Below are 25,692 nucleotides of genomic sequence, written 5' to 3' on the forward strand. Positions count from 1 at the left end.
GACGTACCGGTCGTTGGACCTCCACCAGGCCCGAAGGGTTGTACGAACCGGGCCGGCGGCCGTCACCACGGAAGCGACCCGGACCGCGACCACGCCCCCGGCCGGGCTCCGTGCCCGGTGCCGGGCCCGTCGCGGCCGCCCGGGCGGCCGCGGAGGGTGCCTCGTCGACCAGGCCGGATCACCGGCGCCGCCCGCCGCCGCGGCGGGGCGGGACGGCGGGGGCGGGTGGCCGGTGCCGGGTCAGGACCCCTCGTGGCCGAGCGCCCGGGTGATGGTCCGCATGACCTGCTCCAGCGGCGCGTCGGTGCGGGCCACCGCCACGAGGACGTCGCCCTCGTGCGACGCGGTGACCGGGGCCGGCTCCGTGCCGGTCCTGGCCGCCGTGGACCGCCCGGCGCCGATGCCGGTGCCGAACGTCCTGCGGACGATCGCGAACGCGTGGTCCAGCTGGGTCTCCACGTCGCCCTTGCCGCCGGCCCGCAGCCAGCGGCGCAGCACGTGGTTGTGCGCGGTGACGACGGCGGAGGCGGCCACCTCGGCGAGCAGCGGGTCGTCGTTGCCGTCGTGGTGGTCGCGCTCGTCGAAGTGGCCCAGCAGGTAGCGGGTGAACAGCCGCTCGTACCGTGCGACGGAGGCGATCTCCCGCTCCCGCAGGGTGGGCACCTCGCGGGTCAGCCGGTAGCGCGCCACGGAGACCGCGGGGGAGGCCGCGTACATCTTCATGACCTCCTTGATGCCCCGGCAGACCGTGTCGAGCGGGTGCTCGTGCGCCGGTGCCGCGTTGAGGACCGCCTCCGCCCGGACCAGGGTGTCGTCGTGGTCCGGGAAGATCGCCTCCTCCTTGGAGCGGAAGTGGCGGAAGAAGGTCCGGCGGGCGACCCCGGCGGCCGCGGCGATCTCGTCGACCGTCGTGGCCTCGTACCCCTTGGCGGCGAAGAGCTCCATCGCGGCGGCGGCCAGTTCCCGGCGCATCTTGAGCCGCTGCGCGGCGGCGCGACCGCCGGCGGGGCTCTCCGGGGTGTCGGTCGGGGTGCCGGCACGGGGTGTCGTCTTGGCGGGCTGGGACATGCCCCGAACGTACTGCATCGGTGCAGGGGAGCGCGCCCGAGGGGGAGAGCCGCCCGAGGGTCCGAGCAGCCCGCCCCACTCGTCGTGCGGCCCGTGTGGCCCCGGGCCGTACGTCTCCCCTGGCTCAGCGCCGCGCATACTCGCGGAAGCCGCGCCCCGTCTTGCGGCCCAGGCAGCCGGCGGCGACCAGGTGCTCCAGCAGCGGCGCCGGCGCGAGGCCCGGCTCGCGGAACTCGCGGTGCAGGACCCGCTCGATGGCGAGCGAGACGTCGAGGCCGACCACGTCGAGCAGTTCGAACGGGCCCATCGGGTAGCCGCCGCCCAGCTTCATCGCCGCGTCGATGTCGTCGAGCGTCGCGTAGTGGTCCTGCACCATCTTGATCGCGTTGTTCAGGTAGGGGAAGAGCAGCGCGTTCACGATGAAGCCGGCGCGGTCCCCGCAGTCCACCGGGTGCTTGCGGATCCGCGCGGTGACCGACCGGACGGTGGCGTGGACGTCGTCGGCGGTGAGGACCGTGCGGACGACCTCCACCAGCTTCATCGCCGGGGCCGGGTTGAAGAAGTGCATCCCGACGACGTCCTGCGGGCGCGAGGTGGCGCGGGCGCAGGCGACGACCGGCAGCGAGGACGTGGTGGTGGCCAGGACCGCGCCCGGCTTGCAGACCTTGTCCAGCGCCGCGAACAGCTGCCGCTTGACGTCCAGGTCCTCGGCGACCGCCTCCACCGCGAGGTCCACGTCGACGAAGGCGTCGAGCGAGCCGGCGGGGGTGACGCGGGCGAGCGTCTCGTCGCGGGCCTCGGCGGTCATCCGGCCCTTGTCGACGGAGCGGGCCAGGGACTTGATGATCCGGGCCTTGGCGGCGTCCGCCTTCTCCTGCGAGCGGGCGGCGAGGACCACGTCGTACCCGGCCTTCGCGAAGACCTCGGCGATACCGGAGGCCATCGTGCCGGACCCGGCGACGCCGACGGAGCGGACCGTGCGCGGCTCGGCGCCGCCGGCGGCCTCCTCCCGAGGGGTGAGCGCGTCGGGCACCACGGTGCCGCTGTCGGGCGCCTCGTACGTGTAGAAGCCGCGCCCCGCCTTCCGGCCGGTCAGCCCCGCCTCGCTCAGCTGCTTCAGGATCGGCGCGGGGGCGTGCAGCCGGTCGCGCGACTCGGCGTACATGGCCTCCAGGACCGTGCGGGCGGTGTCGACGCCGATCAGGTCCAGCAGCGCCAGCGGGCCCATCGGCAGGCCGCAGCCGAGCCGCATCGCCGCGTCGATGTCCTCCCGGGAGGCGTACTTCGACTCGTACATCGCGGCGGCCTGGTTGAGGTAGCCGAACAGCAGGCCGTCCGCGACGAAGCCCGGGCGGTCGCCGACGGAGACGGGCTCCTTGCCGAGGGCGTGCGCCAGGTCGGTGACGGCGGCCACGGCCTGCGGCGCGGTCAGCACCGACGACACGACCTCGACCAGCTTCATCGCCGGGGCCGGGTTGAAGAAGTGCAGGCCGAGGACGCGCTCGGGGTGGGCGGAGTCGGCGGCGAGCCGCGTCACGGAGAGCGCGTTGGTGCCGGTGGCGACGATCGCGGAGGGCCGGACGATGCCGTCCAGGGCGCGCAGCACCGCCTGCTTCACCTCGTACGACTCCGGGACCACCTCGATGACGAGGTCGGCGTCGGCCGCGGCCTGGAGGTCGGAGAACGTGCGGAAGCGGGAGAGGATGTCGCGCCGCTCCTCCTCGGTGATCCGCTCGCGCGCCACGGACCGGGCGGTGGCGGCCTCCAGCGCGGCGACCGCGCGGCGGGCGGCGGCCTGGCTGGTGTCGATGCCGACGACCTCGCGGCCCGCGCGGGCCAGGACCTCGGCGATACCGGCGCCCATGGTGCCGAGGCCGACGACGGCGATGGTGGAGAGAGGGGTGTCCATCACGGGACTCCAGGGATGAGTGACGGCTGATGAGGGTGCCGGGGCGCGGAGGCCGGGGGCGCACGCGCGGGGCGTGGCGTCAGGGGCGTACCGCGCGCTGAGCGCGCCGGGCGGGCGCTTGCCGCGCGCCGCGCGGTGGAGAGCCGACGGACCCTGTCCCGGAGTCACGTCGTGAAAGGTGCCGAACCGACGGGCACTCGGGGCGGCTGCGTCACCAGGCCGCCCGGAGGAGTGCGGGGGTTGACCCCGCTCACATGAGGTTAACCGGTGGGTAATGAGCGCGCCAGCCCCCAGGGGTGAGCCATCCGGTGTGATCTGGATCGCAACCCGTCCCGTCGCTACCCTGACCGCCATGGACCCGGAGTTCGGCTCGCTCACCGACCGGCTGGCGGACGAGGCCGGGGACACCGCCGCCTTCCGACGGCTGGCGTCCACGCCCGACCACGAGGAGCTCGCCGCGGTCCTCACCGCGCCCGGCCGGGAGCTGTGGGCCCGCGAACTCGCCGCGTTCCGGCTGGGCCTCGCCGGCGACCGGCGCGCCTTCGAGGCGCTGGTGCTCCTCCTCAACCACCGCGACCCCGAGCGCTGCGTCTCCGCCGCGCACGCGCTGCGCCGCCTCGGCGACCCGCGCACCGCGCGCGCCGCCGCCGCGCTCGCCACCAACGAACTGCGCGTCGCCTACGCGCTGGTGCCGGTAAGGCTGCTGGCCGCGCTGCGCGCCCCCGAGTCCGTACCGGCCCTGGTCACCGTCCTCGGCCGGCGGCTCGCCCCCGACGACCCGCACTGGCGCGTGGGCGTCGCCTGCGCCGAGGGGCTCGGAACCCTCGCCGACGCCCGCGCGCGGCCCGTCCTGGAGGCCGCCCGGCGCCATCCGCGCATCGCCCCGGCGGCGGCCGCCGCGCTGGCCCGGCTCCCGGCGTCCTGACCGATCCGGCTCCCGCCCGCCCGGCCGACCCGACCGACCCGCCCGCCCGACCGACCCGCCCGCCCGGCCGACCCGACCGCCAGGCCGACCCGCCGACCCGGCCGTCCGCCGTCGCGACGCCGGGGCGGTCAGGCGGGGGAGGGGGGCAGCGGGCGGGTGCAGCGCAGCTCCATGAGGGTGGTGCCGCCCACCTTCCACGGCTCGCGCGTGCCGTCCGGCGTGAACCCGGCCTTCGCGTAGAAGCGGCGCCCCAGCGCGTTGTCCTCCAGCACCCACAGGGACAGCGACCCGTACCCGAGGGACGAGGCCCGCGCGGTCACCTCCTCCATCAGGGCCCGCCCGACCCCGGTGCCGACGACCTCGGGGAGCGCGTACAGGGCGTACAGCTCGGCCTCGCCCGGACCGGCCCCGGGACCGCGGTCGGGGCCGAAGGCCGCCCAGCCCACCACGTCGCCGCCGCGCTCCGCCACCAGGTGCACCACGTGGTGCTCCCGGGCTCGCGCCAACTGCTCGCGCCGGGCGGCCGTGTCCTCCTCGACGTCCAGCGCGGCGAGGTACGCCACGGGCAGCAGCCCCCGGTAGGCGGAGCGCCAGCCCGCCACCCGGACCCGGGCCACCGCCGGGCAGTCGGTCTCCACCATCTCCCGCACCCGGGCGCTCACGGCCGCCCCTCCGGCAGGACCGCGAAGGCCTCGACCTCCAGCAGCAGTCCGGGGCGGAAGAGCGCCGCCACCTGGACGGCCGTGCTCGCCGGCGGGGCCGCAGTGTCGACCACCGCGTCCCTGGCCTCCCGCACCGCCGGCAGGTGCGCCACGTCCGTCACGTAGTACGTCAGCTTCACCACGTCGGCGAAGGTCGCGCCGGCGGCGTCGAGGCAGCGGCCCAGGTTCGCGAAGACCTGCCGGGCCTGGGCCGCCGGGTCGCCCTCGCCGACGATCCGGCCCGCCCCGTCCAGGGCGCACTGCCCCGACACGGCCACGAACCGGCCCGTCCCCCACACCACATGGCTGTAACCGGACCCGGGTGCGACCCCCTCGGGGGCCGCCACATGCGTCAGATGCGTCGTCATGCGGCCATCGTGGGGGACGCCCCGGCTCCGGCGCGCGTCAGTTTCCGCGCGGGAGCGCCCCGCGCGCCCCGTGCACGGGGACGGGAGCGGGGGCGGGCGCCCGCCGGGCGGCGGCGGGTGCGGGCTCCGGTTCCGGCGCGGCCGGGCACCACGCGTCCGCCCCGGCCCCGCGGTCCCCGGGCGGGACCTCGCCGGTCGCCAGGTACCGGGCGAGGATCCGGTCCGCGCAGGCGTTGCCGCGCAGGGTCACCCCGTGGTTGCCGCCGCCCCGCTCGACCACCAGCCGGGAGCCCGGCAGCAGTCCGCGGGTGGCCACGGCGCCCTCGTACGGCGTGGCGGCGTCCTGGTCGGCCTGGAAGAGCAGGACCGGCCCGAGCGCGTCGTTCGCCACGTCGACCGGGGTCAGCGGCGGCACGGGCCAGAACGCGCACGGGGCGTTGTACCAGGCGTTGTTCCAGGTGGAGAAGGGCGACTTGGCGTGGGCGGCCCAGTGGTCGCGGTGCCACACGTCCCACGACGTGGGCCAGCGCGCGTCGCGGCACTCCACGGCCGTGTACACCGCGTAGCCGTTGTCGCTCGCGGCGTCCGGCCGGGCGATCGACTCGTACGCGTCGACCAGCGGGCCGGCGTCCCCGTCGACCGCGTACGCGGCGAACGCCGCGGCCAGCACCGGCCAGTGGCCGTCGTGGTAGGCGCCCGGCAGGTACGTGTCCTCCAGCTCGGCCGGTCCCACCGTGCCGCCCGCCGGCTCCGCGCGCAGCGCCGAGCGCATCGCGTACCAGCGCGCCTCGACCCGCGCCGGGTCGGTGCCCAGCCGGTACACCGCGTCGTGCCGGGCCACCCAGGCGAGGAACGCCTTGTGGCGGGCGTCGAAGGCGTGATTCTGCGCCATGTTCGCGTCGTACCAGACCCCGCCCGGGTGCACGACGGAGTCCAGCACCGCCCGCCGCACGCGGTGCGGGTAGAGCTTGGCGTACACCGCGCCGAGGTAGGTGCCGTACGAGTAGCCCAGGTAGTTGATCCGGGGCGCGCCGAGCGCCGCGCGGATCGCGTCCAGGTCGCGTGCGGTGCTCACGGTGTCCATGAACGGCAGCAGCCGGCCGTGCTTCCCGTCGCACGCCCGGGCGAACGCCGCCGCCCGGGCCAGGCCGGCCCGCTCCTCGCGCTGGTCGCGCGGGACCGAGTCGGGGCGCACGGGCGCGAAGTGGCCGGGCCGGCAGTCCAGGGCCGGCCGGCTGGCGCCGACGCCCCGCGGGTCGAACCCGATCACGTCGTACTGCGCGGCGACGGAGGCCGGCAGGGACGACGCGACGAAGCCGGCCAGCGTGCGGCCGCTCCCGCCGGGGCCGCCGGGGTTGACCAGCAGCGGTCCCTGCGAGGTGCGGGCGGTGTGCCGGATCCTGGAGAGGGCGAGCGTGATCCGCTCGCCCTCCGGTGCGGCGTGGTCGAGCGGCACCGGGAGGGTGGCGCACTCCAGCTTCGGGTACTGCTGCGTGGCGCACGCCGACCAGCGCAGCGGCGTGCGGGGCTCCGGCGCGGACGGTTCGGCGGCCGACGGCGCGGCGGTGACGGCCCCCGCGACCAGCGCGCCGGCGGCGATGAGTACTCCTGCGCGTTTCTGCATCCGGCCAGTCTCGGGGGCGCGGCGGCCCGTTCCCGTCCGGACGTCCTCGATCCACCCGGACGTGACCCGATCGGGGGCGCGCCCGCGCGCCCCCGGACCCGCCCCGGGCGGCGCACCGGGCCCGCGCCGCGTGCGAGGTCGCCCGCTCGCGCGGGTCAGAGGAGGGTGAGCTGGGTGGGCTCCGCGGCCGGGGCATCACCGCGCCCGGGTGCGGTGATGCGGCGCGCCTCGCCCCGCCCCGCCGGCCCGATCCCGAACTCCGCGGCGAACTCGTGCACCTGACGCGTGATCCGGCGCTGGTACCACGTCGGCGCGTACGCGCCCCCGGCGTACATCCGCTCGTAGCGCGGTACGAGGTGCGGGTGGTGGCGGTGCAGCCACTGCGTGTACCACTCGCGGGCGCCGGGGCGCAGGTGCAGCGCGAGCGGCGTGACCGAGGTGGCGCCCGCGTCGGCGACGGCCCGGACGGTGGCGCGCAGCTGTTCGGGGCTGTCGCCGAGGAAGGGGATGACCGGCGCCATCAGCACCCCGCAGCCGATGCCGGCGTCCGCGAGGGTCCGCACCACGTCGAGGCGCCGCTCGGGGGCGGGCGTGCCGGGCTCGACCGTCCGCCACAGCTCCCGGTCGGTGAAGCCAACCGACACCGACACCCCGACGTCGGTCACCTCGGCCGCCTGGCGCAGGAGGTCCAGGTCCCGCAGGATCAGGGTGCCCTTGGTGAGGATCGAGAAGGGGTTGGCGCGGTCGCGCAGCGCCTCGATGATCCCGGGCATGAGCCGGTAGCGGCCCTCCGCCCGCTGGTAGCAGTCGACGTTCGTGCCCATCGCGACGTGCGCGCCCTGCCAGCGGGGCGAGGCGAGCTGGCGGCGCAGCACCTCCGGGGCGTTGACCTTGACCACGATCTGGGTGTCGAAGCCGACGCCCGTGTCGAGGTCGAGGTAGGCGTGCGTGCGGCGGGCGAAGCAGTAGACGCAGGCGTGGGTGCAGCCGCGGTAGGGGTTGACGGTCCACTCGAAGGGCATGCGGGAGGCGCCGGGCACCCGGTTGAGGATCGAGCGGGCCCTGACCTCGTGGAACGTGATGCCGCGGAACTCCGGCGCGTCGAACGTGCGGGTGGTGACCGCGTCCGTCCCGAAGAGCGCGGCCTCGCCCGCCCCGGCCGCGTCCTCGGGGCGGTCCCCCAGGTTGTCCCAGCGCATGGCGGCCTCCTCGGTCGGTCGTGACGTACGACCTCACAATAGAACAACTGTTCCCATGATCGCCGCATGGCCGGATTTGGGTCCCCGTGCCGCAGGTGGTTGGCTGGAGCCTCCGAAAGACGATTGCTGGAGGTCAAAGCGATGGCGCAGGTCGAGGCCACGACGGAGCGGGTCATCGCGGCGGACGCGGAGACCGTGTTCGACGCGCTGGCCGACTACAAGGACACCCGCGCGAAGCTCCTGCCCGAGCAGTTCAGCGCGTACGAGGTGCGCGAGGGCGGCGACGGCGAGGGCACCCTCGTCCACTGGCGGCTCCAGGCCACCAGCAAGCGCGTCCGCGACTGCCTGCTGGAGGTCACGGAGCCCACGGACGGGCAGCTCGTGGAGAAGGACCGCAACTCCTCCATGGTCACCACCTGGACGGTCACCCCCGCCGGGGAGGGCCGCGCCCGGGCCGTCGTCACCACGGTGTGGGACGGCGCCGGCGGCGTCGGCGGCTTCTTCGAGCGCGCCTTCGCCCCCAAGGGCCTCGGCCGGATCTACGACGCCGTCCTGGCCAACCTCGCCGCCGAGGTCGAGAAGTAGCCGCGACGGCGTGACCGGTGCGGGCGGCCGCTCCTCGGAGCCTCCCGCCCGTCACCGGTTCGAGTGGACTTCTCCCGCCTCTTGCCCGGCGCCGGGCAAGGGTCCACCGGGGCACGGCACCCCCGAAACCGCAGGACCGGCGGGGCGCCGCCCATCCGCCGACGACCCCGACCCGACCCGCCCGCCGCCCTCCCGTCTGCAATGCCCCACTTGATCACCCTCCGCGTGTGATGCGAACAATGGCGCCCCGGACGTGAGCGGCGAGACGAGGGGAGCGGTTTCGTGGGTGGGATCACGCTGGCGCAGGACGAGCAGACCGTACGGACCGCGGCGCCCGATGCCGCCGCGCCGCCGCCGTCCGCCGACGGCCCGCCGCACCACCCCGGCCCGGCGCTCCCGCCGCCGGCGCCCGGCCCGCGCCGCGCGGGCCTCGCCCTGACCGGGCTCGCCCTCGCGGTGCTCCTCGCCGCACTCCAGCAGCTCGCCCTCGCGCCCGTCCTCCATGCCGTCACCGCGGACCTGCCCGGCCGGCCCGACCGCGCGACATGGGCCGTCACCGCCTTCCTCCTCACCGCGACCGCCGCCCTGCCGCTGCACGGCAAGCTCGGCGACCTCTACGGCCGCAAGCCCGTCTTCCAGTGCGCCCTCGCCCTGTTCGTCGCCGCCACCGCCCTGGCCGGCTGGGCCCGCACCCCGGACGAACTGGTCGCCCTGCGGGCCCTGCAGGGCGTCGGCGCCGGGGGAGTCCTCACCGGCGCGCAGGCCCTCGCCGCGGACCTCGCGCCCGCCCGCCGGCGCGGCCGCCACCTCGGCCTCCTGGCCGCCGCCTTCACCGTCGCGACCGTCTCCGGCCCCCTCCTCGGCGGGTACGTCACCGAGACGGCCTCCTGGCGCTGGACGTTCCACCTCGCCGTGCCCGGCGGGCTCGTCGCCCTCGCCGTCGTCGGCGCCGCCCTGCGCCCCCCGGCCGCCTCCGGGCGCGGCCGCGGCTCGGCCGCCGCGCACCGCCGGGCCCGCCCCGACCTGCTCGGCGCCCTGCTCCTGACCGCCGCGACCACCTGCCTGGTCCTGCTGCTCACCTGGGGCGGCACCGCCCACGCCTGGACCTCCCGGACCATCCTCGGCCTGGCCTGCGCCGCCGCCGGCAGCGCCCTCCTCCACCTCGTCGTCGCCCACCGGGCGCCCGAGCCGGTCATCCCGCTGCGGCTGCTGCGCGACCCGGTCCTCCTCGTGTGCGCGGTCGTCGGCGCGGTCGTCGGCGTCGCCCTCCTCGGGGTGGCCGTATGCCTCCCCGCGCTCCTCCGGCAGGACGGCGGCGCGCGCGGCGCCCTCGACACCCTGCTGCTGATCCTGCCCCTCCTCGGGGCGCTGGCGGCGGCCTCCCTCGTCTCCGGACACCTCGTCAGCCGCACCGGCCACTACGCCGTCCACGCGGTCATCGGCGCCGCCGTCGCCGCCGTCGGCATGTGGCTGCTCTCCCAACTCGACGCCGACACCCCCCGCCTCGACCACAGCGTCTGGCAGGCGGTCCTCGGCACCGGCATCGGCCTGGTCCTGCCCGTCCTGGTGCTGGCGGTGCAGAACGCCGCCCGCCCCGGCGACATCGGCGCCGCGACCGGCGCCCTGACCCTCTGCCAGCAGCTCGGCGCCGGCGCGGGCGTCACCCTCCTCGGCACGCTCTTCGCCGAACCGCACTCCCTGCCGCCCACCCTGCGCCACGGCTACGCCCACGTGTACGCCGACGCCGCGCCGCGGATCCTGCTCCACCTGGTGCCGGTGCTCGCCCTCGGCCTCTTCGTCGCCTTCTTCCTCAAGGAGAAACCGCTGGTGTCCGACCCCCACCCCGCCGCGGGCGCCGTCCCCCCGGCGCGCGGACCCCGCCCGGTACCGCCCCCGGGCCCCGCCCCCGCCCACGCCGGCCCCGTCCCGGCCGGCCCCGCCGACGCCGCCCCGGCCGACGCGGTGCCGCACCACGCCGCCCCCGCCGACGGTGTGCCGGCCGCCTCGCGGGACTCGGCGCCGCGCGTCGGGCGGCCGTCGCCGCCGCCCGAGGCCGCGTACGGTCCGGCCTCGCTGCCCGGGCCCGGCGCGCCCGTCTGCGGCACGGTCCGCCACCACGACGGCTCGCCCGTCCCCGGCGCCGCCCTCACCCTGATCGACGTCCGCGGCCGCCAGACCGGCCGCGGCGCGAGCGGCGCCGACGGGCGGTACGCGCTGAGCACGCCGGCCCCCGGCGCGTACGTGCTGATCGCCTCGGCGGCCGGCCACCAGCCGCGGGCCGTCACCCTCACCGCGGGCGACCGCCCCGACGGCACCGTCGAACTGGACGTCGTCCTCGGCGGGGCCGGCCGCCTCTCCGGTGCCGTCACCACCCCCGACGGCTCACCCGTCCACGACGCCGGGGTCACCCTCACCGACGTGCGCGGCGACGTCGTCGCCACGGCCCGCACCGGGCCCGACGGCGGCTACCTGCTGACGGAGCTGATCGCCGGCGAGTACACCCTCACCTGTGGCGCGCCCGGACTGCGGCCCACCGCCGCCCCGGTCACCGTCCAGGCGGCCCGCGAGACCCGCCAGGACGTCGAGCTGGCGGGCGGCGCCGTCCTGTGCGGCACCGTCCGCGCCCCCGGCGGCCGTCCCGTCGAGGACGCGCGCGTGACGCTGCTCGACGCCCTCGGCAACGTCGTCGACACCCTCACCACCGGGCCGGACGGCATCTTCCGCTTCGTCGACCTGCCCTCCGGCGCCCACACGGTCATCGCCACCGGCTACCCGCCCGTCGCCACGGCCTTGGACGTGGCGGGCGGCGGGCGTACCGAGCGGGACGTGCTCCTCGGCCACGACGCCTGACGCCCCGCCCCTCCGCCCCCTGCGCCCTCGGCCCCTACGCCCTCCGCACCCTGCCCCTTGAGCGCCGCCGCGGTCCCCGGCCCCTGGCGGGGGGCGCCCGTACGACGGTCGGGGCGGGCGATGGATCCGTGGTCCGCCGCCCGCCCCGAGTCCCGCTCCTCCGCGCCGCCGCGCGGGGGAGGCACCGGTCCGTCAGCCCTGCTTGCCGCGGCCGGTGACCGCGTCCCGCAGCCGGTCGACGATCCCGGCGCCCGGGTCGAGCAGCTTGTTCGCCGGCGGCTTGTCCGGCGCGGCCGGGTGCGGCCGGGTCGGCGCGACCTGCTTCGCCCTGCGGACCTTGTCGCCCAGCTCCTCCAGAGCCTCCGGCGGGCAGGCCGCGCGCAGGCGCGGGAAGAGGTTGGCCTCCTCGTCGTCCACGTGCCCGCGGATCTCCGCCATCAGCTGCGTGACCAGCGCGTCGAACCGGACGTCGCCCGCGTCGCACGCCTCCAGCTCCTTCATCGTGCGCTCGGCGGACGCGTGGTCCGCCAGCTCCCGGTCGGCGATGGCGTCGCCCCCCGGCACGTGCTCGCGCACCGCCGGGTACAGGTACTCCTCCTCGGCGACCGCGTGCCGCACCAGTTCGATCGTGACCTGGTCCGCCAGCTCCTTGCGCTCCGCGGCCCCCGAAGGCAGCCGCTCGATGCGCTTGAAGAGCTCCTCCACCTCGCGGTGGTCGGTGACCAGCTCGTTGATCACATCGCCGCCGTGTCCCATGGCCTCTCCTCCTGTTCGGGTGATCGTCCACGGTGCGGTTACCACCGGAGGCGGGTGATATGCGTCATTACGCCGGATGGCCGCGCCGGGGTACCGTGCTGGCCACCATCCCGACGGCCCCCGGACCGGCAGTGCACACGGAGCTCCCCTCGATCGTCGCGGCCACCGCGCAGTGGCTGACCCGCGCCTACCCCTCCGGCGGCGGCGCCGTCGACCGCGCCCTCGCGGAGGCGCAGGCACGGCAGGCCGCGGGCGTGGCCGCCGCGCTGCGCTACCCGACGGAGCTGGACGCGGCGCTGGTCTCCGTGACCGGCGCGGGCGGCGCGCACCGGCTCGACTGGCTCACCGGCGCCGACGGCGGCGGCGACGAACCGTGGCGCACGTGGGTGGACGAGGTCGTCGCCAGCTGGGCGGCCTGCCTCCTCGGCGAACCGGAGCTGGCGGCCGCGGCCGTCGCCGCCCTCCGCGGCCCGGCGCCCGCCGGCAGCCGCCGTCTGCTCTCGCCCGGCGACGCCGACCGGCGCGCCGCCGCCCTGCTGCGCCACCCGGACCTGCTGGCCCCGGTCGCCGACCTCCACCGCGCCGAACTGGCCCGGCTGCTGGCCGTCCCGGGCCCCAGGCGCCCGGCCCTGCCCGCCTGACCGGACCGGACCGTACGACCTGACCCGACCGGCGGGACCGTACGACCTGACCCGACCTTGCGGCACCGAGCACCGACGGGGCCGGTGGGCCGCGCACCTGCCGGCGCCGGCGCGGCCGGGGTCAGACCGGTACGGCCTGGCTCGGCAGCGCCCGGTCGGGCGCGGCCCCGACGGCCGGGGCCGCGGTGAGGACCGCGGCGATGGCGCCGGCCAGCTGGTCCACCCGGTCGGCCGGCAGTCCCGCGATGTTCAGGCGCCCCGACGTCGTGCCGTACACGGCGTGGTCCCGGCGCAGCGCCCGCATCCCGTCCGGCGACAGCGGCAGCCCCGCGAACATGCCCTTCTGCCCGGCCAGCGGCTCCGCCCAGGCGCCGCAGCCCAGCTCCGCCAGCCGGGCGACGAGCGCGGCGCGGTTCGCGGCGACCCGGCGCCTCATCACGTTGAGCTCGGCGTTCCAGCAGCTGCGCAGCGCGTCGTCCTCCAGGACCGTCGCCACGATCGCCGCCCCGTGCTCCGGCGGCATCGAGTACAGCGTGCGGGCGGCGTTCTGCAGGGCCGTCTCGGCGTGGGCGAGGACCCGCCGGGAGGAGCCGACGACGATCGCGCAGCCGGTGCGGTCGGCGTACAGTCCGAAGTTCTTCGAGCAGCTCACCGCGACCAGCACCTCCGGCAGCCGCTCCGCCAGCATGCGGGTCGCCCACAGGTCGGCCTCCAGGCCGTCACCGAGGCCGTGGTACGCCAGGTCGACGAACGGCACCCAGCCGGCGTGCTCCGCCATGGCGGCCAGGGCCTCCCACGTCGCGTGGTCGGGGTCGACGCCCGTCGGGTTGTGGCAGCACCCCTGGACCAGGACGACGTCGTCGCGGCCGGCGCCGCGCAGGTCCTCCAGCAGCCCCTGCGGGTCGGTCCAGCGGTACGGGCGCACCGCCAGGCCGGCCGCCTCCAGGATGGGCCGGTGGTTGACGTAGGCCGGGTCGCTGATCCACACCGTCGTGCCGGGCCGGGTCCGCCGGACCAGGTCCGCCAGGAGGCGCAGCGCGCCGGTGCCCGCGACGGTCTGCACGGCGGTCGCCCGGGCCGCAGCCGGGCCGCCCCCGAGGACCTGCGCCACCATGGCGTGGTTGAAGGCGGTGTTGCCGGACAGGCCCCGGTACTCCTTCGACGCCGAGCGCTCCGCCAGGCGCAGCTCCGCGTCCCGCACCGCCCGCATCACCGGGGTCACGCCGGTGTGGTCGCGGTAGACGCCCAGCACGAGGTTCAGCCGCTCGGGGCGCGGGTCGGCGCCGAACTCGGCGGCCAGGTCCCACAGCGGGTCGGCCGGCGGGGGAGGGAGCAGCTCAAGCATCGGGGGAGACCTCCGGGTCACGATCGGTACGGGCGGCAGGGGCGGCAGGGGAGGTGCCGGCGGTAGCGGTGGGGCACGCGGCGCCGCCGGTACCGCTGGGGCGAGCGGTACGGGGGAGGCGAGGGCGGCGGTTGGCCAGGACCACACCCGCGGTGATGAGGGGGACGCCGACGAGCACGGCCGCCGTCGGCCGCTCGCCGAGGAGCGGCACCGCCAGCAGCACCACGGCCACGGGGCTCAGACTGCCGACGACGGAGCTGCGCTCGGCACCCAGCCGCCGTATCGCGAACGCGTACAGCAGCCCGGCGCACAGGCCGACCCCGAGGCCCTGGACGACGAGGAAGAGGAGGACGTCGCCGGGGGCCGCGCCGGCCAGCCCGCTCGGCAGCGCGCCCAGCGCCACCAGGGCCGCGACGACCGCGAAGGACGGCACGCACAGCAGCCCGATGGAGCCGACCGGGTCGAGGTCCACCTCCCGCAGCCCCACCGTGTACAGGGCCCACAGCCCGCTCGCCGCGAGGAGCGTCCCGGAGCCGAGCATCACGTCGGAGTCGAACGGCACCGCGTACCGCGACACCAGGGCGACGACGCCCAGCGCGATCAGCGCCAGCCCGGCCGCCTGCGTGCCGCGGGGCAGGCGCCCGCCGCGCGCGACGACCAGCGCGGAGACGAACAGCGGGACCATGCCCGGCACGATCGCCCCGACGAACGAGGCCGAGGTCAGCGAGCCGCCGTACATGGCGGCCAGGAAGAACGGCACCCCCGCCCCGCACACGATCTTGACCGCCGGTCCGGGCCGCACCGCGGCCAGCGCCCGCCGGCGCCGCCACAGTGCCACCGCCAGGAGCGCCGGCGGCACGCCGAACCGCAGCAGCGCCGCGTCGGCGGGCAGCAGCGTCGAGGCGCCCAGCGCGCGGGCGCTCAGGGCGAACGCCGCCCAGATCGCCACCGTCAGCAGCAGCGCGGCCATGCCCACCGCCGCCGGGGACAGGACGGGGAGCCCGCGTCCCCGGCCGACCGCGGGCGCGCCCACGGTGCTCGTCGCGACCACGAAACCTCCACCCGTACGGATCCCACCTCTGTGCGCCGCAACAGTAGGGCCAACGCCGGGGCAGCCGATTGCCAGTTCTGCCGCTCGCACCTATGTTTGGGGCAGGATCTGCCAAGAACGGCCGTCGCGGCCGCTCAGGGGGCCGTACGAGCGGCCCGGAGGGAGGTGGGGGAGGCGTTGGACGCCACCGATCTGCGGATCATCCGCGAGCTCCAGGCCGACGGGCGCCTGTCCAACCAGGACCTGGCCGACCGGGTCCGCCTCTCCCCGTCCCCCTGTCTACGGCGGGTCCGCCGCCTGGAGGAGGCCGGGCTGATCCGCGGCTACACCGCGATGGTCGACCAGGTCGCCTACGGGCTGCCGATCACCGTCTTCGTCCGCATCCGCCTCGAACGCCACACGGCCGAGGCCGTCGCCGTCTTCGAGGAGCGGATCGGCGGCATCGAGCACGTCCAGGACTGCTACCTGATGGCCGGCAGCAGCGACTACCTGCTGCGCGTGGTCATCGAGAGCCTGGAGGCGTACGAACTCCTCGTCCGCAACCAGGTCCACGCCATCCCCGGCATCGCCTCCATCGAGTCGAGCTTCGCCTTCGGCAGCGTCAAGCAGTCCCGCACCTACCCCCGCCCGGCCCCGCCCCGGTGACGGGGACGCGCACCCGGTGCCGGCCCGCGCGCACCTGGTACCGGCCCGCACCGCCGCGTAACGTGTGGGCATGAAGATCCTCATCAGCGCCGACATGGAGGGCGCCACCGGGGTCACCTGGCCCGCCGACGTCCTGCCCGGCACCCCCCAATGGGAGCGCTGCCGGGCGATGTTCACCTCCGACGTCGACGCGGCCGTCCTCGGCTTCCTCGACGGCGGCGCCGACGAGGTCCTGGTCAACGAGGCGCACTGGACGATGCGCAACCTCCTCCTGGAACGGCTCGACCCCCGCGCCCAGATGCTGACGGGCCGGCACAAGTCGCTCTCCATGGTCGAGGGCGTCCAGCACGGCGACGTCGACGGCGTCGCCTTCGTCGGCTACCACACCGGGGCCGGCACGGAGGGCGTGCTCGCCCACACCTACCTCGCCAACTCCATCACCGGCGTCTGGCTCAACGGCACCCGCGCCTCCGAGGGGTACCTCAACGCCCACGTCGTCGCCGAGTACGGCGTGCCCGTCGTCCTCGTCACCGGCGACGACCGCACCTGCGAGGACGCCCTCGCCTACGCCCCCGAGGCCCGCAAGGTCGCCGTCAAGGACCACGTGTCGCGATACGCGGCGGTCTGCCGCACCCCCACGCGGACGGCCGCCGACATCCGCGCAGCGGCGAAGGACGCGACCTCCCTGGCGGTGCGGCACGAGCCGGTGCGCGGCGGACCGTTCACCGTGGAGCTGGAGTTCGACGCGGAGCACCTGGCCGCCGCCGCCACCGTCGTCCCCGGCGTGGTGGTCTGCGGCGAGCGCCGCGTCGCCCACACCGGCGCCACGATGTACGAGACGATCCGGACCTTCAAGGCGGTCACCACGATCGTCTCGGCCGCAGTGGAGGAGCAGTATGGCTGACCCGACCCGCCTGGACCCGACCCGCCAGGACCCGCCGTACGCACAGGGTCCGACCCGCCAGGACGCGCCGCGCGGCGCGGAACCGGGGCGCGAGCGGGAGGTGTCCGACGGACCGGCGTTCGACGAGGTGGTGGCGTTCACGTCCGACCTCATCCGCATGGACACCACCAACCGCGGCGGCGGCGACTGCCGGGAGCGCCCCGCGGCCGAGTACGTCGCCGAACGCCTCGCCGACGCCGGCCTGGAACCGCTCCTGCTGGAGCGGACCGCGGGGCGCACCAACGTCGTCGCCCGCATCGAGGGCACCGATCCGTCCGCCGACGCGCTCCTCGTCCACGGCCACCTCGACGTGGTCCCCGCCGAGCCCGCCGACTGGACCGTGCACCCCTTCTCCGGCGAGGTCCGCGACGGCGTCGTGTGGGGCCGCGGCGCCGTCGACATGAAGAACATGGACGCGATGGTGCTCGCCGTCGTCCGCGACTGGGCCCGCCGCGGCGTCCGGCCGCGCCGCGACATCGTCCTCGCCTACACCGCGGACGAGGAGGCGAGCGCCGAGGACGGCGCGGGCTTCCTCGCCGACCGGCACGCCGAACTGTTCGAGGGGTGCACCGAGGCGGTCGGCGAGTCCGGCGGCTACACCTTCCACGCGGGCCCCGGCATGACGCTCTACCCGGTCGCCGCGGGCGAGCGCGGCACCGCCTGGCTCCGGCTCACCGCCCGGGGGAGGGCGGGGCACGGCTCCAAGGTGAACCGGGAGAACGCCGTCAGCCGGCTCGCCGCCGCCGTGACCCGCATCGGCGAGCACGAGTGGCCCGTCCGGCTCACCCCCACGGTCCGCGCCGCCCTCACCGAACTCGCCGCCCTGCACGGCCTGCCGGCCCCCGACCCGGACCGGCCGGACTTCGACGTGGAGGAGCTGCTGGGCAAGCTCGGACCGGCCGCCTCCCTCGTCGAGTCGACCCTCCGCAACAGCGCCAACCCCACGATGCTCGACGCCGGCTACAAGGTGAACGTCATCCCCGGCACCGCCACCGCCCACGTCGACGGGCGCACCGTGCCCGGCGGCGACGAGGAGTTCGCCGCCACCCTCGACGAGCTGACCGGCCCCGGCGTCGACTGGGAGTTCGTGCACCGGGAGGTCGCCCTCCAGGCGCCGGTCGACTCCCCGACGTACGCCGCCCTGCGCTCCTCGGTCGAGCGCTTCGACCCGGACGCGCGGGTCGTGCCGTTCTGCATGTCGGGCGGCACCGACGCCAAGCAGTTCTCCCGGCTCGGCATCGTCGGCTACGGCTTCGCCCCGATGAAGCTGCCCGTCGGCTACGACTACCAGCGCATGTTCCACGGCGTCGACGAGCGCGTCCCGGTCGACGCGCTGCACTTCGGCGTCCGCGTCCTCGACCACTGTCTGCGTACCGCATAGCCCACGAGGGGGAGTCGTCCATGGTGCCCACGGGCCCCTACGGAACCTGGCCGTCACCGATCGACGCACGGCTCGCCGCCGCGCACGACGGACACCCCGAGTACGTCGGGACGGTGGGCGAGGAGGTGTGGTGGACCGAGCCGCGGCCGGCCGAGGGCGGCCGCCGCGCCCTGGTCCGCCGCACCGCCGACGGCACGGAGGAGACGGTGCTGCCGGCCCCGTGGAACGTCCGCAGCCGCGTCGTCGAGTACGGCGGCCGGCCGTGGGCGGGCACGGCGCGGCCCGACGGCACGGCGCCCCTCGTCGTCTTCTGCCACTTCCCCGACCAGCGGCTGTACGCCCACGAGCCCGGGGGGACGGCCGGGCCTCGCCCCCTCACCCCCCTCTCGCCGACCGGCGCGGGCCTGCGCTGGGCCGACCCGGTCGTCCACCCGGACGGCCGCGAGGTGTGGTGCGTGCTGGAGGAGTCCACCGGCGAGGGCCCCGGTGACGTGCGGCGGGTCATCGCCGCCGTACCCCTCGACGGTTCGGCCGCCGAGGACCGCTCCGCAATCCGCGAACTCACCGACGACCGGCACCGGTTCGTCACCGGACCGCGGCTCTCCCCGGACGGGCGGCGGGCCGCCTGGCTGGCCTGGGACCACCCGCTCATGCCGTGGGACGGCACGCTCGTCATGACCGGCGAGGTCGTGGACGGCGGCCCCTTCGCGGCGGTCGCGCCCGTCGCCGGGGCCGTCGACGAGTCGGTGTGCCAGGTCGAGTGGGCTCCCGACGGCTCCCTGCTGTACGCCTCCGACCGGAGCGGCTGGTGGGAGCTGTACCGGTGCGGGCCCGGCGGGACGGCCGCGACGCCGCTGTGCCCGGGCCGCGAGGAGGAGTTCGGCGGGCCGCTGTGGCACATCGGCTCCAGCTGGTTCCGGCCGCTGGACAGCGGGCTCGTCGCGGTCGTCCACGGCCGCGGCGCCACCGCCCTCGGCATACTCGACCCCGAGACCGGCGAGCTGGTCGACGCGGCCGGGCCCTGGACGGAGTGGGAACCGACCCTCGCCACCCACGGCACCCGCGTCTTCGGCGTCGCCGCCAGCCCGCGCAGCGGCCACGAGGTCGTGGAGCTGGACACCGGCACGGGCCGCGCCCGCGTCGTCGGCGCCGCCCACCGCGACCCCGTCGACCCGGCGTACTACCCCGAGCCGCAGCTGCGGACCTTCACGGGCCCCGACAACCGCGACGTCCACGCCCACGTCTACCCGCCGCACAACCCCGACCGGGCCGCCCCCGACGACGAACTGCCGCCCTACGTGGTGTGGGCGCACGGCGGCCCCACCGGGCGCGCGCCGCTCGTCCTCGACCTGGAGATCGCCTACTTCACCTCGCGCGGCATCGGCGTCGCCGAGGTGAACTACGGCGGCTCCACCGGCTACGGGCGGGCCTACCGCGAGCAGCTGCGGGAGCAGTGGGGCGTCGTCGACGTCGAGGACTGCGCCGCCGTCGCCGAGGCACTCGCCGCCGAGGGGACCGCCGACCCGGCGCGGCTCGCCATCCGCGGCGGCAGCGCCGGCGGCTGGACCGCCGCCGTCTCGCTCGCCGCCACGGACGTCTACGCCTGCGCCACCGTCCGCTACCCGGTGCTCGACCTGGACGGCTGGGCGACCGGCGGCACCCACGACTTCGAGTCCCACTACCTGGAGTCCCTCGTCGGACCGCGCGCGGAGGTCCCCGGCCGGTACCGCGAGCGCTCGCCGCTCGGCCGGGCCGACCAGGTCCGCACGCCGTTCCTGCTCCTCCAGGGGCTGGACGACGTGATCTGCCCGCCCGAGCAGTGCGAGCGGTTCCTCGCGCGCATGGCCGGAAGCGGCGTCCCGCACGTGTACCTCGCCTTCGAGGGCGAGGGGCACGGCTTCCGCCGCGCCGACACCCTCGTCCGCGCCCTGGAAGCCGAACTGTCCCTGTACGCGCGGACGTTCGGCATCGCCCGGACGGACGTGCCCGCACTGGAGACGCGGACGTGACGGCCGCCCGCACCCCTGCCGGGGGCGGGGCCCCGGCTCGTACCGCCGGGGGCGGCCACCCGGCCCGTACCGCCGCCGGGGGCGGCCACCCGGTCCGTACCGCCGGGGGCGGGGGCCCCGCCCCCGCCGCCCTCGCGCCGCTCACCCGCCCGCCGCGCCTGCGGCCGGGCGCGCGGGTCGCCGTCGTCGCGCCGAGCGGTCCGGTCGCCGAGGAGCGGCTGCAGGTGGGCCTCGACGTGCTGCGCGGCTGGGACCTCGACGCGGTGGCGCTGCCGCACGCCCTGGACCGCCACCCCACCGCCCGGTACCTCGCCGGCGGCGACGCGGACCGCGCCCGCGACCTCCAGACCGCCTGGTGCGACCCGGGCGTCCACGCGGTCGTGTGCGCCCGCGGCGGGTACGGCGCCCAGCGGGTCGTGGACCTGCTGGACTGGGAGGCCATGCGGGCGGCCGGGCCGAAGGTGTTCGTCGGCTTCAGCGACGCGACGGCGCTGCACGAGGCGTTCGCGCAGCGGCTCGGCCTGGTCACCCTGCACGGCCCGATGGCGGGGGCGGCCGCCTTCCTGAAGGACGCCGCCACGCAGGACGCCCTGCGGACGGCGCTGTTCACGCCGGAGGCCGCGCGCGTGCTCGGAGCCGGTACCGCCCGGCCGCTGGTGCCCGGCCGGGCCCGCGGCGTCACCGTCGGCGGCTGCCTGAGCCTGCTCGCCGCCGGGCTCGGCACACCGGACGGGCGGACGTCGCTGCGCGGCGGGCTGCTGCTCCTGGAGGACGTGGGGGAGGAGCCGTACCGGATCGACCGGATGCTGACCCAGCTGCTGCGGGCCGGGCTCCTCGACGGCGTGGCGGGCGTCGCGCTCGGCTCGTGGGAGGAGTGCGGCCCGTACGGGGCGGTCCGCGCGGTGCTGCTCGACCGGCTCGGCGGACTGGGCGTGCCCGTCGTGGAGGAGCTGGGCTTCGGCCACGGGGTGCCCGCGCTCACCGTGCCGCTCGGCGTACCGGCCGAACTGGACGCCGACGCCGGGGTGCTGCGGCTGGCGGAGCCGGCGCTGCGCTGAGGCCCGGCGGGGGGCCCGCCGGCGGGGCGGCGCCGTCCCGCCGGCGGCACCGCCCCGCCGTCGCCGTCAGCGGGAGGACGCGGCCAGGGCGGCGTAGCCCGGCCGGATCACCTCGTCGACGAGGCGGCGGCGCTCCGGCAGCGGCAGGAAGGCGGCCTCCACGGCGGCGACGGTGAACTCCTCGAAGACCTCCGGGCCGTAGCCGAAGGCGTCCGCCATGTGCTGGAACTCCTCGCTCATGGTGGTGCCGGACACCAGGCGGTTGTCGGTGTTCAGGGTGACGCGGAAGCCGAGGCGGCGCAGCAGGTCCAGGGGGTGCGAGGCGTAGTCCTTCGCGGCGCCCGTCTGGAGGTTGGAGGTCGGGCAGACCTCGAGGGTGATCCGGTTGTCGCGGACGTACGCGGCGAGGTGGCCCAGCGTGCCGTCCTCGGCGATGTCGTCGGTGATGCGCACGCCGTGGCCGATCCGCTCGGCGCCGCACACCTGCACGGCCTCGTGGATCGACTCGGCGCCCACGGCCTCGCCGGCGTGGATCGTGAAGTGGCAGTTGTGCCGCTTCAGGTGCTGGAAGGCGGGCAGGTGGCGGGCCGGCGGGTTGCCGATCTCGCCGCCCGCGATGTCGAACCCGGCCACGCCGCGCTCGCGGTGGGCGACGGTCAGCTCGGCTATCTCCAGGGAGCGGTCCGTGTGGCGCATGCCCGTGAGCAGGGTGCCCACGGTGATGCGGCCGCCGGCGCGGCGCTCGCCCTCGCGGAAGCCCTCGTTGACGGCCTCGACGACCTCGTCCAGGGTCAGCCCGGCGGCGAGGTGCTGCTCGGGCGCGTACCGCACCTCGGCGTAGACGACGCCGTCGGCGGCCAGGTCCTCGGCGCACTCGGCGGCCACCCGGAACAGGGCCTCACGGGTCTGCATCACCGCGCAGGTGTGGGCGAACGTCTCCAGGTAGCGCTCCAGCGACCCGGAGTCCGCCGCGTCCCGGAACCACACGGCCAGCTCGGCCGGGTCCTCGGTGGGCAGTCCGCCGTAGCCGCAGTCGCGGGCCAGCTCGATGATCGTGGCGGGGCGCAGTCCGCCGTCCAGGTGGTCGTGGAGGACCGCCTTCGGGGCCTGGCGTATCCAGTCGGCGACGGCACGGGACGAGGCGAGGTTGTCAGACAAGTGCATGACCGGAGTGTAGGGCACCCCGACGGCGGCCGCCGTGACCCGCGCGACACCCCGGCCCGGGTGCGGCGGGCTCAGTTCGACTGGAGCAGCGGCAGGGCGGGGGCGCCGGTCGGCAGCATGTGCTTCGCCGCCAGCACCGGCGTCTCGCCGACCCGCACGACCTGCGTGACCAGCACCGCCGGGGTGTCGGCCGGCCGGTCCAGCTGCTCGCCGCGCCGCTGGCCCAGCAGTGTCGCCGTCACGGCGCTGTGCGCGGCGAGCGCCACCCCGCGCGAGGCCGCCACCAGCACGGACAGCATCGAGGTGCGCTCCGGGGCGGCCGCCTGGCGCAGGGCCGCCGCGAAGGCCGGGTGGACGCGCTCCAGTGTCTCGTCGGGCGCCGCCCACTCCTGGCTGAGGGCGGCCGCCGTGCCCTCGGCGGCCAGCAGGGACTCCCAGAACCGCAGTCCGGCCCGGACCGGCGCCAGCAGGTGCTGGGTGGTGAAGTCGGTCGGCTCCTCCACGGTCCGCAGCAGCGCCCGCACCCGGACCGGCGCCCCGGCGCCCAGCAGCTCCTCCAGCGGCCGCACGTACTCGAAGCCGCGTCTCGGCGGCCGGTCGTTGACCGTGCGCCCCACGCCCCGGCGGACCGACAGCAGCCCGTCCTCCTGGAGGAGCAGCAGCGCCTCGCGCAGCGCGGGCCGGCTCACGCCGAGCTCCCCGGCCAGGCGCGGCTCGGACGGCAGGGTGGAGCCGGGCGGATAGGTGCCCGCGTGGATGGCGTTCACGATCCGCTCGTACAGCACCACGACCGGACGCCGCCGCTCCGCACTGACCACCGCTGTACCTCCCGGGCTCACCTGTCAGCAGGTCATGGCGCACCGTATGCCGGGCCTCGGCCGCCCGGCAATCCCCGCCAGGCCGGTGGCGCCGGGCGGGAGCGGGGCGCGGCGGGCCGGTACGGCGCACATCACACCCCGGGAACCCTTGACGTTTTACGCGCGTAGACCACAGGGTGTGATCCGGCACTTGTCTGACAACTGACGGGCGGGTGTCCACGGACACTGCACGAGATGACATCCCAGGCAAAGGGGCCGACATGTCAACCACGCTCGGCCGGACCCGTTCCGGAGCCGAATCCGACCTCGCGGGCCGCGGCCCCATGCTGCTGGCGATGGTCCTGGCCGTCCTCGGCTACCAGATCAACGCCACCATGCTCAGCCCCGCGCTGCCGGACGTGATCGAGCGGCTCGGCACCACCACGGCCGCCGCCGGCCTCTCCCAGACGCTGTTCTTCCTCATGGCGGCCATCGGCCAGGTCACCCTCGCCCGGCTGAGCGACCAGCGCGGCCGCAAGCCCATGATGCTCGTGTGCGCCGCCGTCCTGATCGTCGGCAACGTGCTCTGCGTCGTCGCGCCGAACATCGAGGTGTTCATCGCCGGCCGCATCCTCCAGGGCGTCTCGGCCGCGATGTTCACCCTCGCCTTCCTCACGCTGAACCAGCTGCTCACCCCGGCCGGCTTCGGCAAGGCGGCCGGCATCATCACCGCCGTCAACGGCGGCCTCGCCGGCGTCGACGCCATCGCGGGCGGCCAGATCGCCGACACCATCGGCTTCCGCGGGATCTTCGTCTGCTCCACCGTCATCGCCGTCGCCGGCCTGATCGGCGTGCGCCGCTACGTCCCCGACGTACCGCCCACCACGGAGCCCGGCGCCCGGTTCGACTCGCGCGGCATCACCGCCCTCGCCCTCGGCCTCACCGGCATCCTCGTCGGCCTCGCCCAGGGTGCCGCCTGGGGCTGGACCTCGGCGCTCACCGCCGCCTTCCTCCTCGGCGGCCTCGCCTCCCTCGCCTTCTTCGTCGTCTCCCAGAAGAGCGCCCCCAACCCGGTCATCGACCTGGACGTCCTCGCCTCCCGGCGCGCCTGGCCGCTGCTCCTCACCACGATCTGCACCCTGGGCGGCGCGTTCGGCGCCATCGCCCTGACCATCCCGCTGTTCTCGCAGGACGCGCGGGTCGGCCTCGGTCTCACCGCCGTCACCTCCGCGATCCTCTTCCTCACCCCGATCCAGCTCATCGGTGTCGTCTCCGCCCCGCTCACCGGGCGGCTCGGCCCGCGGATCGGCTGGCGCAGGATCGTCGTCACGGGCGCCGTCGCCAACTTCGCGATCTTCCTCGTGGCCACGCTCTTCCTGCACAACGAGTGGGTCCTCGTCGCCACGCTGGCCGCGCTCGGCGTCACCTACGGCGGCTTCATGCTCACCGGCCTCAACGGCCTCGCCGTCACCACCGCCCCGAAGGACAAGCCCGGCTCCCTCTCCGGCCTCAACGGCGCCTGCTTCGGCATCGGCGCGTCCCTCGGCATCGCCCTGGCCTCCGCCATGATCACCGCGGGCAGCGACGCCGGCGGCGTCACCGAGGCCGGCTACCAGAACGCCATGTACACGGCGCTCGCCCTGCTCGCCGTCGGCGTGGTCACCTCGCTGCTCATCCAGCGCCCGCCGGCCGAGGAGTCCGCGGCCGAGCGGGACGACCGCCCCGTGGTCGTCAGCCACCACTGACCCGCCCCCGCACCCCTACGCTGGCCGGATGCCCGAGAACCACAGCATCCGGCCGGCCGCGTACCTGGCCGAGGGCCCCCGCGTGGGGCTGCGCCCCTTCCGGTACGAGGACGCCGAGGAGTTCACCGCCAGGGCGCGCGAGAGCAGGGACCTGCACCGCCCCTGGCTCTTCCCGCCCGACGACGCCGCCACCTACGCCGCCTACGCGCGGCGTCTCATCGAAGCCCCGGACCGCCGCGGGTACCTGGTCTGCGAGCGCGACGGCGGCGCCGTCGCCGGCTTCGTCAACGTCAACAACATCGTCCTGGGGGCCTTCCGCAACGGCGCCCTCGGCTACGGGGCCTTCGCCCACGCCGCCGGCCGGGGACTGATGGCCGAGGCGCTCGGCCTCGTCGTCCGCCACGCCTTCGGCCCCCTCGGGCTGCACCGCCTGGAGGCCAACATCCAGCCCGGCAACGCCGCCTCGATCGCCCTCGTGCGCCGGGCCGGGTTCCGCAAGGAGGGCTACTCCCCGGCGATGCTCCTCGTCGACGGGGAGTGGCGCGACCACGAACGGTGGGCGCTCACCGCGGACGAGCCGGCCGCGCGGGGCGCCGGCCCCGGTCGTTGACCTTCATGGTGTCCATGTCCGTGGCGGTGGAGGTCAGCGACCGGTACCCCAGGCCGAGCGCGGCGAGCGCCGCCTCCGCCCGCTCCTCGGCGAGCAGCGCGGCCATCTCCTCGCCGTCGTCCGCGTCGGAGACCACCGTGAAGCGGTAGCTGAAACGCCTCAGCGCGGTGTCGTAGGTGAGCGAGCCCTCCTCCGTGAACCGCATCGAGGAGAGCCCGTGCCGGTCCGCGCCGGCGAGGAGGCGTTCGCGGTCCTCCGCCGTCAGGCCGTCCCAGACGCCCCGCACGATCACCCGGTAGGTGTGCCGCGCCCCCATGC

Annotated in this window: 23 protein-coding genes; 11 read left to right on the forward strand and 12 right to left on the reverse strand. The window is 76.2% G+C overall.

Annotation, left to right across the window (positions count from 1 at the left end):
* Window positions 1-240: 240 nt before the first annotated feature.
* Window positions 241-1,068 (reverse strand): TetR family transcriptional regulator, encoded by an 828-nt coding sequence (locus tag LPA54_RS03690; RefSeq protein ID WP_228973658.1) that lies wholly within the window; start codon window positions 1,066-1,068, stop codon window positions 241-243.
* A gap of 124 nt (window positions 1,069-1,192) precedes the next feature.
* A complete protein-coding gene (locus LPA54_RS03695) occupies window positions 1,193-2,977 on the reverse strand; it encodes a 3-hydroxyacyl-CoA dehydrogenase family protein (protein ID WP_228973659.1) in 1,785 nt (594 codons plus the stop codon).
* A 352-nt stretch (window positions 2,978-3,329) separates the two neighbouring features.
* Here LPA54_RS03695 and LPA54_RS03700 point away from each other — a divergent pair, with 352 nt between their 5' ends.
* Window positions 3,330-3,902, forward strand: a complete 573-nt coding sequence (locus LPA54_RS03700; RefSeq protein ID WP_228973660.1) for a HEAT repeat domain-containing protein — start codon at window positions 3,330-3,332, stop codon at window positions 3,900-3,902.
* A 128-nt stretch (window positions 3,903-4,030) separates the two neighbouring features.
* Here the strand turns inward: LPA54_RS03700 and LPA54_RS03705 are convergent, their stop codons facing one another.
* The 4 genes from LPA54_RS03705 to LPA54_RS03720 all read right to left on the reverse strand — a co-directional run bounded on the left by LPA54_RS03705 (window position 4,031) and on the right by LPA54_RS03720 (window position 7,794).
* Window positions 4,031-4,564, reverse strand: coding sequence for a GNAT family N-acetyltransferase (locus LPA54_RS03705; RefSeq protein ID WP_228973661.1), 534 nt, complete (start codon window positions 4,562-4,564; stop codon window positions 4,031-4,033).
* On the reverse strand, window positions 4,561-4,971 hold the full coding sequence (locus tag LPA54_RS03710; protein ID WP_228973662.1) for a RidA family protein: 411 nt from the start codon (window positions 4,969-4,971) through the stop codon (window positions 4,561-4,563). The genes LPA54_RS03705 and LPA54_RS03710 overlap by 4 nt, the downstream gene beginning before the upstream one ends.
* A gap of 37 nt (window positions 4,972-5,008) precedes the next feature.
* On the reverse strand, window positions 5,009-6,595 hold the full coding sequence (locus LPA54_RS03715; RefSeq protein WP_228973664.1) for an alpha/beta hydrolase: 1,587 nt from the start codon (window positions 6,593-6,595) through the stop codon (window positions 5,009-5,011).
* A 155-nt stretch (window positions 6,596-6,750) separates the two neighbouring features.
* The gene (locus LPA54_RS03720) at window positions 6,751-7,794 is read right to left on the reverse strand and encodes an Rv2578c family radical SAM protein (protein ID WP_228973666.1); all 1,044 of its coding nucleotides are present in this window, start codon (window positions 7,792-7,794) and stop codon (window positions 6,751-6,753) included.
* Window positions 7,795-7,935: 141 nt separating this feature from the next.
* Here LPA54_RS03720 and LPA54_RS03725 point away from each other — a divergent pair, with 141 nt between their 5' ends.
* Both LPA54_RS03725 and LPA54_RS03730 read left to right on the forward strand, forming a co-directional pair.
* The gene (locus LPA54_RS03725; RefSeq protein WP_228973668.1) at window positions 7,936-8,379 is read left to right on the forward strand and encodes an SRPBCC family protein; all 444 of its coding nucleotides are present in this window, start codon (window positions 7,936-7,938) and stop codon (window positions 8,377-8,379) included.
* A gap of 435 nt (window positions 8,380-8,814) precedes the next feature.
* The gene (locus LPA54_RS03730; RefSeq protein WP_228973932.1) at window positions 8,815-11,229 is read left to right on the forward strand and encodes an MFS transporter; all 2,415 of its coding nucleotides are present in this window, start codon (window positions 8,815-8,817) and stop codon (window positions 11,227-11,229) included.
* A gap of 192 nt (window positions 11,230-11,421) precedes the next feature.
* Here the strand turns inward: LPA54_RS03730 and LPA54_RS03735 are convergent, their stop codons facing one another.
* Window positions 11,422-11,985: a hemerythrin domain-containing protein gene (locus tag LPA54_RS03735; RefSeq protein ID WP_228973669.1), complete on the reverse strand. Its 564-nt coding sequence runs from the start codon at window positions 11,983-11,985 to the stop codon at window positions 11,422-11,424.
* Between the two features lie 131 nt (window positions 11,986-12,116).
* Between LPA54_RS03735 and LPA54_RS03740 the strand changes: the two genes are divergently transcribed.
* Entirely contained in the window at window positions 12,117-12,626 is a 510-nt protein-coding gene (locus tag LPA54_RS03740) for a hypothetical protein (protein ID WP_228973933.1), read from the forward strand.
* 121 nt (window positions 12,627-12,747) lie between these two features.
* On the opposite strand, the gene LPA54_RS03745 is transcribed toward LPA54_RS03740, so the two are convergent.
* A complete protein-coding gene (locus LPA54_RS03745) occupies window positions 12,748-13,971 on the reverse strand; it encodes an aromatic amino acid transaminase (protein ID WP_228973935.1) in 1,224 nt (407 codons plus the stop codon).
* Window positions 13,964-15,022, reverse strand: a complete 1,059-nt coding sequence (locus LPA54_RS42205; protein ID WP_308112794.1) for a DMT family transporter — start codon at window positions 15,020-15,022, stop codon at window positions 13,964-13,966. Before LPA54_RS42205 ends, LPA54_RS03745 begins: the two co-directional genes overlap by 8 nt.
* A gap of 177 nt (window positions 15,023-15,199) precedes the next feature.
* Between LPA54_RS42205 and LPA54_RS03755 the strand changes: the two genes are divergently transcribed.
* The 5 genes from LPA54_RS03755 (at window position 15,200) to LPA54_RS03775 (ending at window position 21,058) form a co-directional block, all read left to right on the forward strand.
* Window positions 15,200-15,667, forward strand: a complete 468-nt coding sequence (locus LPA54_RS03755) for an Lrp/AsnC family transcriptional regulator (protein ID WP_228973670.1) — start codon at window positions 15,200-15,202, stop codon at window positions 15,665-15,667.
* Between the two features lie 70 nt (window positions 15,668-15,737).
* A complete protein-coding gene (locus tag LPA54_RS03760) occupies window positions 15,738-16,571 on the forward strand; it encodes a M55 family metallopeptidase (RefSeq protein WP_228973671.1) in 834 nt (277 codons plus the stop codon).
* Window positions 16,564-17,991, forward strand: a complete 1,428-nt coding sequence (locus LPA54_RS03765; protein WP_228973673.1) for a M20/M25/M40 family metallo-hydrolase — start codon at window positions 16,564-16,566, stop codon at window positions 17,989-17,991. Before LPA54_RS03760 ends, LPA54_RS03765 begins: the two co-directional genes overlap by 8 nt.
* 20 nt (window positions 17,992-18,011) lie before the next feature.
* Window positions 18,012-20,000 (forward strand): prolyl oligopeptidase family serine peptidase, encoded by a 1,989-nt coding sequence (locus tag LPA54_RS03770; protein ID WP_228973675.1) that lies wholly within the window; start codon window positions 18,012-18,014, stop codon window positions 19,998-20,000.
* Between the two features lie 158 nt (window positions 20,001-20,158).
* Window positions 20,159-21,058, forward strand: coding sequence for an LD-carboxypeptidase (locus tag LPA54_RS03775; protein ID WP_228973937.1), 900 nt, complete (start codon window positions 20,159-20,161; stop codon window positions 21,056-21,058).
* Between the two features lie 66 nt (window positions 21,059-21,124).
* Here LPA54_RS03775 and LPA54_RS03780 read toward each other — a convergent pair whose 3' ends face one another.
* Both LPA54_RS03780 and LPA54_RS03785 read right to left on the reverse strand, forming a co-directional pair.
* On the reverse strand, window positions 21,125-22,222 hold the full coding sequence (locus LPA54_RS03780; protein WP_228973677.1) for an adenosine deaminase: 1,098 nt from the start codon (window positions 22,220-22,222) through the stop codon (window positions 21,125-21,127).
* Between the two features lie 71 nt (window positions 22,223-22,293).
* Entirely contained in the window at window positions 22,294-23,040 is a 747-nt protein-coding gene (locus tag LPA54_RS03785) for a GntR family transcriptional regulator (protein ID WP_228973679.1), read from the reverse strand.
* 260 nt (window positions 23,041-23,300) lie between these two features.
* Between LPA54_RS03785 and LPA54_RS03790 the strand changes: the two genes are divergently transcribed.
* A complete protein-coding gene (locus LPA54_RS03790; protein ID WP_228973681.1) occupies window positions 23,301-24,764 on the forward strand; it encodes an MFS transporter in 1,464 nt (487 codons plus the stop codon).
* A 28-nt stretch (window positions 24,765-24,792) separates the two neighbouring features.
* Window positions 24,793-25,374 carry a GNAT family N-acetyltransferase gene (locus LPA54_RS03795; protein WP_228973682.1) on the forward strand — a complete coding sequence of 194 codons (582 nt, stop codon included), beginning with the start codon at window positions 24,793-24,795 and terminating at the stop codon, window positions 25,372-25,374.
* On the opposite strand, the gene LPA54_RS03800 is transcribed toward LPA54_RS03795, so the two are convergent.
* Entirely contained in the window at window positions 25,328-25,690 is a 363-nt protein-coding gene (locus tag LPA54_RS03800; RefSeq protein ID WP_228973684.1) for a DUF6204 family protein, read from the reverse strand. The genes LPA54_RS03795 and LPA54_RS03800 overlap by 47 nt on opposite strands.
* Window positions 25,691-25,692 lie beyond the last annotated feature (2 nt).

It is taken from the genome of Streptomyces sp. DH12, from assembly GCF_020873895.1.
Classification (GTDB): domain Bacteria; phylum Actinomycetota; class Actinomycetes; order Streptomycetales; family Streptomycetaceae; genus Streptomyces.

Excerpts from the sequence above, each read along its gene's own strand:
- LPA54_RS03715 (WP_228973664.1), bottom strand. The coding sequence starts at position 6,595 with ATGCAGAAACGCGCAGGAGTACTCATCGCCGCCGGCGCGCTGGTCGCG.
- LPA54_RS03695 (WP_228973659.1), bottom strand. The coding sequence starts at position 2,977 with ATGGACACCCCTCTCTCCACCATCGCCGTCGTCGGCCTCGGCACCATG.
- LPA54_RS03720 (WP_228973666.1), bottom strand. The coding sequence starts at position 7,794 with ATGCGCTGGGACAACCTGGGGGACCGCCCCGAGGACGCGGCCGGGGCG.
- LPA54_RS03710 (WP_228973662.1), bottom strand. The coding sequence starts at position 4,971 with ATGACGACGCATCTGACGCATGTGGCGGCCCCCGAGGGGGTCGCACCC.
- LPA54_RS03700 (WP_228973660.1), top strand. The coding sequence starts at position 3,330 with ATGGACCCGGAGTTCGGCTCGCTCACCGACCGGCTGGCGGACGAGGCC.
- LPA54_RS03770 (WP_228973675.1), top strand. The coding sequence starts at position 18,012 with ATGGTGCCCACGGGCCCCTACGGAACCTGGCCGTCACCGATCGACGCA.
- LPA54_RS03735 (WP_228973669.1), bottom strand. The coding sequence starts at position 11,985 with ATGGGACACGGCGGCGATGTGATCAACGAGCTGGTCACCGACCACCGC.
- LPA54_RS03765 (WP_228973673.1), top strand. The coding sequence starts at position 16,564 with ATGGCTGACCCGACCCGCCTGGACCCGACCCGCCAGGACCCGCCGTAC.
- LPA54_RS03790 (WP_228973681.1), top strand. The coding sequence starts at position 23,301 with ATGTCAACCACGCTCGGCCGGACCCGTTCCGGAGCCGAATCCGACCTC.
- LPA54_RS03780 (WP_228973677.1), bottom strand. The coding sequence starts at position 22,222 with ATGCACTTGTCTGACAACCTCGCCTCGTCCCGTGCCGTCGCCGACTGG.
- LPA54_RS03760 (WP_228973671.1), top strand. The coding sequence starts at position 15,738 with ATGAAGATCCTCATCAGCGCCGACATGGAGGGCGCCACCGGGGTCACC.
- LPA54_RS03725 (WP_228973668.1), top strand. The coding sequence starts at position 7,936 with ATGGCGCAGGTCGAGGCCACGACGGAGCGGGTCATCGCGGCGGACGCG.
- LPA54_RS03800 (WP_228973684.1), bottom strand. The coding sequence starts at position 25,690 with ATGGGGGCGCGGCACACCTACCGGGTGATCGTGCGGGGCGTCTGGGAC.
- LPA54_RS03795 (WP_228973682.1), top strand. The coding sequence starts at position 24,793 with ATGCCCGAGAACCACAGCATCCGGCCGGCCGCGTACCTGGCCGAGGGC.
- LPA54_RS03745 (WP_228973935.1), bottom strand. The coding sequence starts at position 13,971 with ATGCTTGAGCTGCTCCCTCCCCCGCCGGCCGACCCGCTGTGGGACCTG.
- LPA54_RS03690 (WP_228973658.1), bottom strand. The coding sequence starts at position 1,068 with ATGTCCCAGCCCGCCAAGACGACACCCCGTGCCGGCACCCCGACCGAC.